The sequence below is a fragment of the Halanaerobium sp. genome (assembly GCF_003070835.1).
Genome location: NZ_QBLR01000154.1, coordinates 1 through 8,075 on the forward strand (window position 1 = coordinate 1; position 8,075 = coordinate 8,075).

Below are 8,075 nucleotides of genomic sequence, written 5' to 3' on the forward strand. Positions count from 1 at the left end.
TGGACGGCTATAAAAATGGTGTAATTACAGATCAAAGATTAAATGAGGCTTTAGAAAGAATTTTAGGGCTTAAAGCAGCAGTTAATCTTCATAAAAAAGCAGAGAAAAATGAATTAATGCCAGCTGAAGATATATTGGATATTATAGGTCAACCTGAGCACCATAAGATGGCGGCAGAAGCTGCTGATAAGGGTATAACCTTAGTCAAAGATAGTTTAGATCAACTGCCAATTACTCCAGGAACACATCCTCGAATCAAATTGTATTATTTATACGGGGAACTTGGTGGTATTTACAACAGCGACACATCTTTTAGAGATAGAATTATTACAGAGTTAGAAAAAGCAGGTTTTGAAGTTGATTTAAATGAAGGAAATGGCCGCGAAAAAGGTAAGATAATGGAATATCGTGATAAATATGATGCTGCCTTTGTTTTTGCTGATGTTAGAGGTTATGCACAGCAGAATAACTATAGGATTAAGTGGAAAGCACCAATGGCAGATGAAGTTCCCTGGTATGCTGCTGAAATTCCCACTGTTTTTGTTTCTTTAAATTATACAAATCATTATATTGATGTACCAATGGTTAAAACTTTTATCAATGCTCATGGAAATACAGGAGAAGTAATCAAACAGACAATAGAAAAAATTATGGGTAAATCCGAGTTTAAAGGTGCATACAATGAAAATGTCTGGTGTAATACCTGGGAAGCAAGAAGATAAAGAAGATTATTATTATCGGTTACCTGGATAATTTTTCCAAATACCCAATACCAATATCGATAAAAATGTTCCTTATTACATTAATATAGATAAAGTAACAGGCCTTACAATCTTTTAATTTGTAGGGTCTTTTACTTTTTAATTTATTAGTTTCAGTTATAATATCTTTAGATAGAGATAAATTAATATTGAAAATATATAGATTTTTAAAAAGTTTAATATTTAAAAGCAATTATTTAATAGAAGAGGAGTGGTCTTATGACAGGAAAGAGATTTCAACCGGCCAGAAAGAAAAAATTATTTACAGAAAAACGATTAAAAAGTTTAAAACCCGCTGAACTTCTTTCTGAATTATATTTAGAAGAGGGAGATATTTTTATAGATGTTGGAGCAGGTAATGGTTTTTTCTCACTACCAGGTGCTGAGATAGTTGGGGAATCAGGTAAAGTCTATTCTGTTGATGTAGAAATTGATATGCTTTTAGATTTAAAACATAGAGCTCAGCAGGCTGGTTTAGCAGATAGAATTGAGATAGTAAAAAGTGAAGATAATGATGCCAATCTACAGCAGTCAGCTGATTTTATGCTTTTTGCCTATCTTTTTCATGAGGTAGATGCAAAGGATATTTTCCTAGATAACTATTTTAGGTTTTTAAAAAAAGGTTCTCGAGTAGTATTTATTGAATGGGATCCAGATAAAGGAGAAGAGGGGCCTCCACTTCATCATCGAGTCAGGAGTGAGCAGTTGAAGGCAATGTTAGAGAAAAGGGATATTAAAAATATTGAAATTAAAAATATTGATTACAATTCCTATTTAATTAGTGGGATAAAAGTTTAAGTAATTCACTAGATTATCCAATTATCAGGAATTGTTGATTTTAAATTTAATACAAAAAAGTGCAGCCACCCTTATTTGCGGGGAGGAGCTGCACTTTTCTAATTTATACTAAAAAATCTCCATTTAAAACAATAACAGCATAAACAGTAGGTCCTACGTGACAGCCCAGAGTTGCACTGATGCGGCTGTTAAAAGTTTTTAGATTCAAGTTGTTGTCTTTTTTGATTTCTTCTAATAATTTATTTTTTGTGTCTGTAAGATCAGATTCGCGGTCTCCATGTGCAAATCCCAGCCAGATATTTTTGGCATCACCTATTTTTTCTTCAATTTCTTCAATAATTTTATCCTGAGCTCTATGTTGACCTCTAACCCTGGCAATTGGTTTTACTTTTCCGGTTTCAGTACTAATTGAAATTACAGGGTTAATACTGAAAATAGAACCTAAGAATGAACTGGCTTTGCCGATGCGCCCACCTTTTTCCATAAAAGTTAGGTCTTTAACAGTAAAATATAAATACAAATTATTCTTTGCTTTTTTAATAGTTTTTATTATATTATCCATTTTTTTATCTTTTTTAAGTAATTTAGCAGCCAGAGTAACTAACATTCCCAGACCCAGAGAAATAGTTGAAGAATCAAGAACAGTTATTTTTTCAGGTGCTATCTCGCGGGCTGCCAATTTTGCTGATTCAAAAGTACCACTTAAGGCATTAGAAACATGAATAGAAAGCAGCTGATCATATTTTTGCAGCATTTCTTTATATTTTTTCATAAAAAGAGCTGGTGCAGGTCTTGAGGTATGTGGTAATTCTTTATTCTGATCAAGTTTATTAAAGAAGCTTTCTGGATTAATATCAACTCCATCCTGAAATTCTGCTTTTCCAAAATGAACTGAGAGAGGGATAACTTCAATCTCATATTTTTCTAGCACTTTCTGATTTAAATCACAGGTGCTGTCAGTTATAATACCGATACTCATTTTTCTGCTCCTTTCTTTAATTAAAAAGTGAATTTCTGTAATTATAAAAATATTTAGGACTAAACTATAAAAATAATCCTTTAATTAATTTTAGCATCTAAAATTATATTTGTCCATTTTTATAAAGACTGGGGGATTTTCCCATTGTTTTTTTGAAAATTTTAGAGAAACTAAAAGGATCTTCATAGCCGACACTTTCTTTTAGATAATCTTCAGCTTTTAAGCCGGTAAAACCGATCCAGGAATACTGCCAGGGATTATCCTGGTCAGCCTGATAATAAGAGAGAAGATGAGGCCAGATTACAAATCCCTGACCTCTATTTAACTCAAATTTATTATTATCAACTTTAAAAATGCCTTTACCTCGATGAATATAGTGGATTAAAAAATAATCTCTAACTGCAGGTCCGTAACTGTGACTTCTGCCGCACTGCTGAGAACCACAGATATGAATTTCCATATCAGTTAGATGAAGTCGATCAATATTCAAATCCTGTTCACTGGCCATCATAACCCTCCCTGAACAAAATAATCAAAATTAAAAAACTAACATAAAGACATGTAATTTTGACATAAAACCAATTATATAAACATAGTACTATGGATATAATAAAATTACAAATTAAATTTAGAAGGAGAGATAATAATGGCTAAAATTACTTTTATGGGAGCAGGAAGCACTGTATTTGCAAAAAATGTACTGGGAGACTGTATCTTAACACCAGCTTTAAGAGAATCTGAGTTTGCCTTATATGATATTGACAAACAGCGTTTAAAAGATTCAGAAATGATGCTTAAAAATATCAACAGCAATCATGGAAATTATGCCGAAATAAAGGCCTATACAGACCGCAGAGCTGCTCTTAAAGACGCAGATTACGTAATCAATGCAATTCAGGTTGGCGGTTATGAACCTTCAACAGTAATTGACTTTGAAATCCCCAAAAAATATGGACTGCGGCAGACAATTGGTGATACACTGGGTATTGGTGGTTCGTTATGAGTTGATGAAGCGCTTTGGCTATTATATAACTGAATCAAGTGAACATAATGCAGAATATCATCCGTATTTTATTAAATCTAAGTATCCGGAGTTAATAGAAAAGTTTAATATTCCGCTTGATGAATACCCGCGGCGCTGTGAAAACCAGATTGAAGAGTGGGAGGAGATGAGGGATGAGCTGGTTAAAAATGAAGAATTAAAACACGAGCGGACTCACGAATATGCCTCTTATATTATGGAAGCTATGGAAACTGGTAAGCCATATAAAATTGGAGGTAATGTTCTAAATACCGGTCTTATTGAAAATTTACCGCAAAAAGCAGTAGTAGAGGTTCCATGTCTTGTTGATCGGAGTGGAATATCTCCCTGCCAGGTGGGAGAATTACCGGAACAGCTGGCTGCACTTAATAGAACAAATATAAATGTTCATTTAATGACAATTAAAGCAGCTTTAGAAAAAAAGAAAGAATATATTTATCAGGCAGCACTGCTGGATCCCCATACTGCTTCTGAATTGTCTATTGACGATACAATTAATTTATGTGATGATTTAATAGAGGCACATGGTGATTGGCTGCCTGAATACAAATAAAAATAAGTTGAGGCAGGTACCTACACTTCAGGCTGCTATTTTAGATAGTTTTGGCAGTAGTGGGATTAAAGTGGTTGGTTTTGCCCAGACCGCAGGAATGATTGGTTTAACTGTGCTTTCAAACTGGCTAGTTGGTTTTATTAATGATTTTATTGCTATTGAGGCCGGTTTTATCTTTTTGGTTATAATCTTAGTTGTGGCAATGCTAATTACATATTATTTGAAAATAATAACACAGCAGGATACAGCAGAGTATAAAATTTAACCAATAAAAAACACTGCTATTTTTATTTCAGCAGTGTTTTAATTTCTATTAAATTTTATTAAGCTGCAAAACCCTGATTAACATTTGTTTCTTGAGCAGAGTTTTGATAGGAACTTTCTCTTTTATTGATTAAATATTTATTTTCAAAAATAGAATCTTTATTTTTATTTGTTTCCTGAGAGCTTTCAGTTTCTTCACCTTCACCACTGATTTCTTTCTGGTTTAATTCTGCCTGAGCTTCCATTTTCATTCTGGCAGCCTTTGCAGCAATCTGTAAGTCAGCCCCAGATGGTTGTGCAGGAGCTGTTGCAGCTCGTTTTATCTGATCTGCTTTTTTGACGGTTTCCTCTGGTGCTTTTGCCGGTGAGGTTTCAATATCAACTGAACCTCCAACTGCATAACGTCTGTTATCCGGGCCAGTAGTATAACTATATGAGGCTGAGCCAGCGTACTGTCCACCTGCAGCTTGATGAGCCATCTCATGTGCTCTAACTTCTCGATCTCTGCGTTTTAATTTCTCTATTTCGCGCTGTTCGGCTTTATTAAACTCATTTTCAGCCGGAGTTTCATTTTTGTTTTCATAATTTTTGTTTTGTCCTTCAGCAGAGCTGGAGGAGTTATCTACAGCATTATTAAAACTATTATTTTGATTACTTTTATCTTCAGAAGTATTTAATCCCAGGTCAATATCTTTTGTCTGAGAATTGCTGTTATTAATATTTGATTTAATTGCCCATCCTGGAACCGGCTGGCTGTTTAATGATGACAGTGCTAACATTTTGCTCACCTCTTTATTATCTTTTTCTTATTATACTATATTTATAATTTTCAAGCAAATAATATTGAAAAATCACAAAATTAATTTTTGGTAAAAATATTTAGCAATTGCTTTACTAAATAAAAAAATAATGCTATAATTATCTTAGTTAATTTAATAAATTAACAAAGAAACGGAAGTGAGCAGATGGAAAAGGGTAGTTTTAAAAATATGAAAAAACAGAATCAAAAAAATATACTTACTTTAATTAAAAATGAAGAGGGGATTTCCCGGGCCCAGATAGCAGATAAACTCGATGTTTCTCGAGCTACGGTTACCAATATAGTCAGAGAACTGATCAAGCTGAAACTGGTCAGGGAGTCTAAGATGGGTAAATCCAGAGGGGGCAGAAGACCAATGCTGCTTAAATTAAACTCTGAGGGTGCTTATGTAATTGGTATTGAATGGGGGATTGAAGCAGTAAAAGCTGTTTTGTTAGATTTTGAAGCAGAAATAATTGCAGAAGATCAAATTAAGACTGGAGAATATACACTGGATGAATATAAAAATCATACTTTTTCTTTGATCCAAAAATATAAAGATCAACTTAAAGTCAGTAATAAAATAATCGGTATCGGGCTTGGTATTCATGGATTGGTTGATCCGGAAGCTGGTAAATCAATTTTTACTCCTCATTTTGACTGGGGTGAAGTTGATATCAAAAGTATTCTGGCTGAAAAATATGATTATCCAATTTTTATTGATAATGATGTCCGGATGATGGCTGCTGGAGAAATCTGGCAGGATAGAGAGGATTTCATCTTTATTAACACCGGTTCTGGTATTGGAGCTGCTTTAGTTTTTAAAGCTGAACTTCATTATGGAAATAATTATGCAGCTGGAGAATTTGGCCATATGAAAATTACTGATGATGGGCCAATGTGCCGCTGTGGTAAAAAAGGTTGTCTGGAGGCACTTTCCTCTAAGGAAAGTATTATTTCCCGCTATCAAAAACTTAAAGAGTTAAAAAGTGAGATAAATTTTGATCAGATAATGGAGAATTATCAAAAAGGAGAAAACGAAGCGTTAATTGTGATCAATGATGCTCTAAAATATTTTGGTCGTGCTATTTCTGATCTAGTAAATATTTTAAATCCAGAAGCAGTTATTATTGGTGGATTATTTGCTGAATACGAAGAAATGTTAATTGAGCCCCTCTATCAAATTGTTAAAGAAGAATCACTGGCTGAAGCAGTTAAAGATTTAAAGATAATAACAGCTTATTATCAGGAATTTGCAGGCGCTGCTGGGGCGGCAGAAAAAGTTTTAAACAATTTTTTTGAACTAAAAATTTAAATTTATTTAAACTTAAAGGAGGCAGAATGATGAACATTTTAGTAACAGGCGGAGCAGGATATATTGGCAGTCATGTGCTCAAAGCACTGCTTAAAGAAGGACATCAGGTTGTTACCTTTGATAACTTACAAAAGGGGCACAAAAAAGCTGTAACAGGAGGTAAATTTGTTAAAGGTGATCTGGCAGATAAAGAACTTTTAAATCAGGTGATGGAAAAAAATCAGATTGAAGGTGTAATCCATCTGGCTGCAGACAGCCTGGTTGGAGAATCAATGGAAAACCCGGGTAAATATTATCGAAACAATTTCGCCAATGGTATTAATCTTTTAGAGGCGATGGTCAAAAATGGGGTTAAAAACATTGTGTTTTCGTCTACAGCAGCTGTTTATGGAGAACCGGATCAGATTCCTATTAAAGAAGATAATCAAACTGAGCCGACAAGCACCTATGGAGAAAGCAAGCTGTTTTTTGAAAAAGCATTGAAACGCTATGATGATATTTATGACTTAAAATATGTTTCCTTGCGTTATTTTAATGCAGCAGGTGCAGATCCAGAGGGAGAGATTGGAGAGGCACATGACCCAGAAACACATTTAATTCCGATTGTACTGCAGACAGCTTTAGGTATCAGAGATAAGATTTATATTTTTGGCGATGATTATCCAACCCGTGATGGCAGCTGTATTAGAGATTATATTCATGTTAATGACCTGGCGGCAGCTCATGTGCTGGCGGTGGAAGCACTGGCTGATGGTAAAGAAAGTTCAATTTATAACCTTGGTAATGGAGAAGGCTATTCTGTTAAAGAAGTTATTAATACAGTTAAAGAAGTTACAGGTCGTGATTTTGAGGTTGAAGTTTCCGAGAGAAGAGCAGGAGATCCTGCAGTATTAATTGCAAGTTCTGATAAAATTCAAAAAGAGTTGAACTGGCAGCCTCAATATCCGGAATTAGAAAAGATAATATCTACAGCCTGGAAGTGGCATAAATCAGGTGGGTTTGAGGTAATTTATTAAGCAGGGGACTTCTAATCCCCAGGTTTTAAAAAAAGGAATATTTAACTCAAACTTCGCACATAAATAACCCTTTTGCACCTTGAAATTTCAATATTTAGCAGAATTAAAGTAATATCATTTTACTGTTTTAGGCAGATATTGGCAGATGTTCTACTAAGTTTTCTGGAAGTGCCATGATAAATGCTTCTAAAAGCTGATCCAGCTGTTTTGAAGTTAATGATAATTTATCTTTAATTGTTGTAATAAAAACTTCCATCAGCATATGAATAGCCTGAATCCAGGTGATATCTGCCATTTCATCAACCAGAAGATAAAACATTTGCCCAAGTGTTCTGTCATCTGCATATTTTCTGTTTTCTACTGACAGTAACATGTATCTTGTAAAGACAATTGCTGTATGAGCTGTCATAGCATCATACGATAATGATCTGCATTCTTTACTCAGTTTTAGATATGACTTGCAAACCTTAAAGAATACTTCTATCTCCCAGCGTTTGCCGTAGATTCTGATAACTTCTTCTTCAGTTAACTTCATGTCAGTAGTTATT

8 protein-coding genes and 2 pseudogenes are annotated in these 8,075 nt (G+C 34.1%); 6 read left to right on the plus strand and 4 right to left on the minus strand.

Annotated elements, in window-relative coordinates:
• Both CI949_RS13585 and CI949_RS13590 read left to right on the plus strand, forming a co-directional pair.
• A pseudogene (locus tag CI949_RS13585) lies at nucleotides 1-722 on the plus strand (glycosyl hydrolase); the annotation flags it as partial.
• Nucleotides 723-980: 258 nt separating this feature from the next.
• The gene (locus tag CI949_RS13590) at nucleotides 981-1,559 is read left to right on the plus strand and encodes a class I SAM-dependent methyltransferase (RefSeq protein ID WP_110300880.1); all 579 of its coding nucleotides are present in this window, start codon (nucleotides 981-983) and stop codon (nucleotides 1,557-1,559) included.
• A 103-nt stretch (nucleotides 1,560-1,662) separates the two neighbouring features.
• On the opposite strand, the gene CI949_RS13595 is transcribed toward CI949_RS13590, so the two are convergent.
• Together CI949_RS13595 and CI949_RS13600 are read right to left on the minus strand one after the other, a co-directional pair.
• Nucleotides 1,663-2,538 carry a DegV family protein gene (locus CI949_RS13595; protein ID WP_110300879.1) on the minus strand — a complete coding sequence of 292 codons (876 nt, stop codon included), beginning with the start codon at nucleotides 2,536-2,538 and terminating at the stop codon, nucleotides 1,663-1,665.
• A 103-nt stretch (nucleotides 2,539-2,641) separates the two neighbouring features.
• Nucleotides 2,642-3,046 (minus strand): AraC family ligand binding domain-containing protein, encoded by a 405-nt coding sequence (locus CI949_RS13600; protein ID WP_181413332.1) that lies wholly within the window; start codon nucleotides 3,044-3,046, stop codon nucleotides 2,642-2,644.
• 138 nt (nucleotides 3,047-3,184) lie between these two features.
• Here CI949_RS13600 and CI949_RS13610 point away from each other — a divergent pair.
• Both CI949_RS13610 and CI949_RS13615 read left to right on the plus strand, forming a co-directional pair.
• A pseudogene (locus CI949_RS13610) lies at nucleotides 3,185-4,133 on the plus strand (hypothetical protein).
• The gene (locus CI949_RS13615; protein ID WP_258363619.1) at nucleotides 4,108-4,398 is read left to right on the plus strand and encodes a hypothetical protein; all 291 of its coding nucleotides are present in this window, start codon (nucleotides 4,108-4,110) and stop codon (nucleotides 4,396-4,398) included. The pseudogene CI949_RS13610 and the gene CI949_RS13615 overlap by 26 nt, the downstream one beginning before the upstream one ends.
• A gap of 58 nt (nucleotides 4,399-4,456) precedes the next feature.
• On the opposite strand, the gene CI949_RS13620 is transcribed toward CI949_RS13615, so the two are convergent.
• Nucleotides 4,457-5,176 (minus strand): putative metalloprotease CJM1_0395 family protein, encoded by a 720-nt coding sequence (locus tag CI949_RS13620; RefSeq protein ID WP_110300877.1) that lies wholly within the window; start codon nucleotides 5,174-5,176, stop codon nucleotides 4,457-4,459.
• Between the two features lie 186 nt (nucleotides 5,177-5,362).
• Here CI949_RS13620 and CI949_RS13625 point away from each other — a divergent pair, with 186 nt between their 5' ends.
• Together CI949_RS13625 and galE are read left to right on the plus strand one after the other, a co-directional pair.
• Complete coding sequence (locus CI949_RS13625) at nucleotides 5,363-6,511, plus strand: ROK family transcriptional regulator (RefSeq protein ID WP_110300876.1); 1,149 nt, start codon at nucleotides 5,363-5,365, stop codon at nucleotides 6,509-6,511.
• Between the two features lie 29 nt (nucleotides 6,512-6,540).
• Complete coding sequence (gene galE / locus CI949_RS13630) at nucleotides 6,541-7,527, plus strand: UDP-glucose 4-epimerase GalE (protein WP_110300875.1); 987 nt, start codon at nucleotides 6,541-6,543, stop codon at nucleotides 7,525-7,527.
• A 127-nt stretch (nucleotides 7,528-7,654) separates the two neighbouring features.
• Here the strand turns inward: galE and CI949_RS13635 are convergent.
• The coding region (locus tag CI949_RS13635) for a transposase (RefSeq protein ID WP_290767324.1) at nucleotides 7,655-8,075 on the minus strand (421 nt) is incomplete at its 5' end.

Coding starts and splice junctions, on each gene's coding strand:
- CI949_RS13620 (WP_110300877.1), bottom strand. CDS start 5,176: ATGTTAGCACTGTCATCATTAAACAGCCAGCCGGTTCCAGGATGGGCA.
- CI949_RS13595 (WP_110300879.1), bottom strand. CDS start 2,538: ATGAGTATCGGTATTATAACTGACAGCACCTGTGATTTAAATCAGAAA.
- CI949_RS13590 (WP_110300880.1), top strand. CDS start 981: ATGACAGGAAAGAGATTTCAACCGGCCAGAAAGAAAAAATTATTTACA.
- CI949_RS13600 (WP_181413332.1), bottom strand. CDS start 3,046: ATGGCCAGTGAACAGGATTTGAATATTGATCGACTTCATCTAACTGAT.
- galE (WP_110300875.1), top strand. CDS start 6,541: ATGAACATTTTAGTAACAGGCGGAGCAGGATATATTGGCAGTCATGTG.
- CI949_RS13625 (WP_110300876.1), top strand. CDS start 5,363: ATGGAAAAGGGTAGTTTTAAAAATATGAAAAAACAGAATCAAAAAAAT.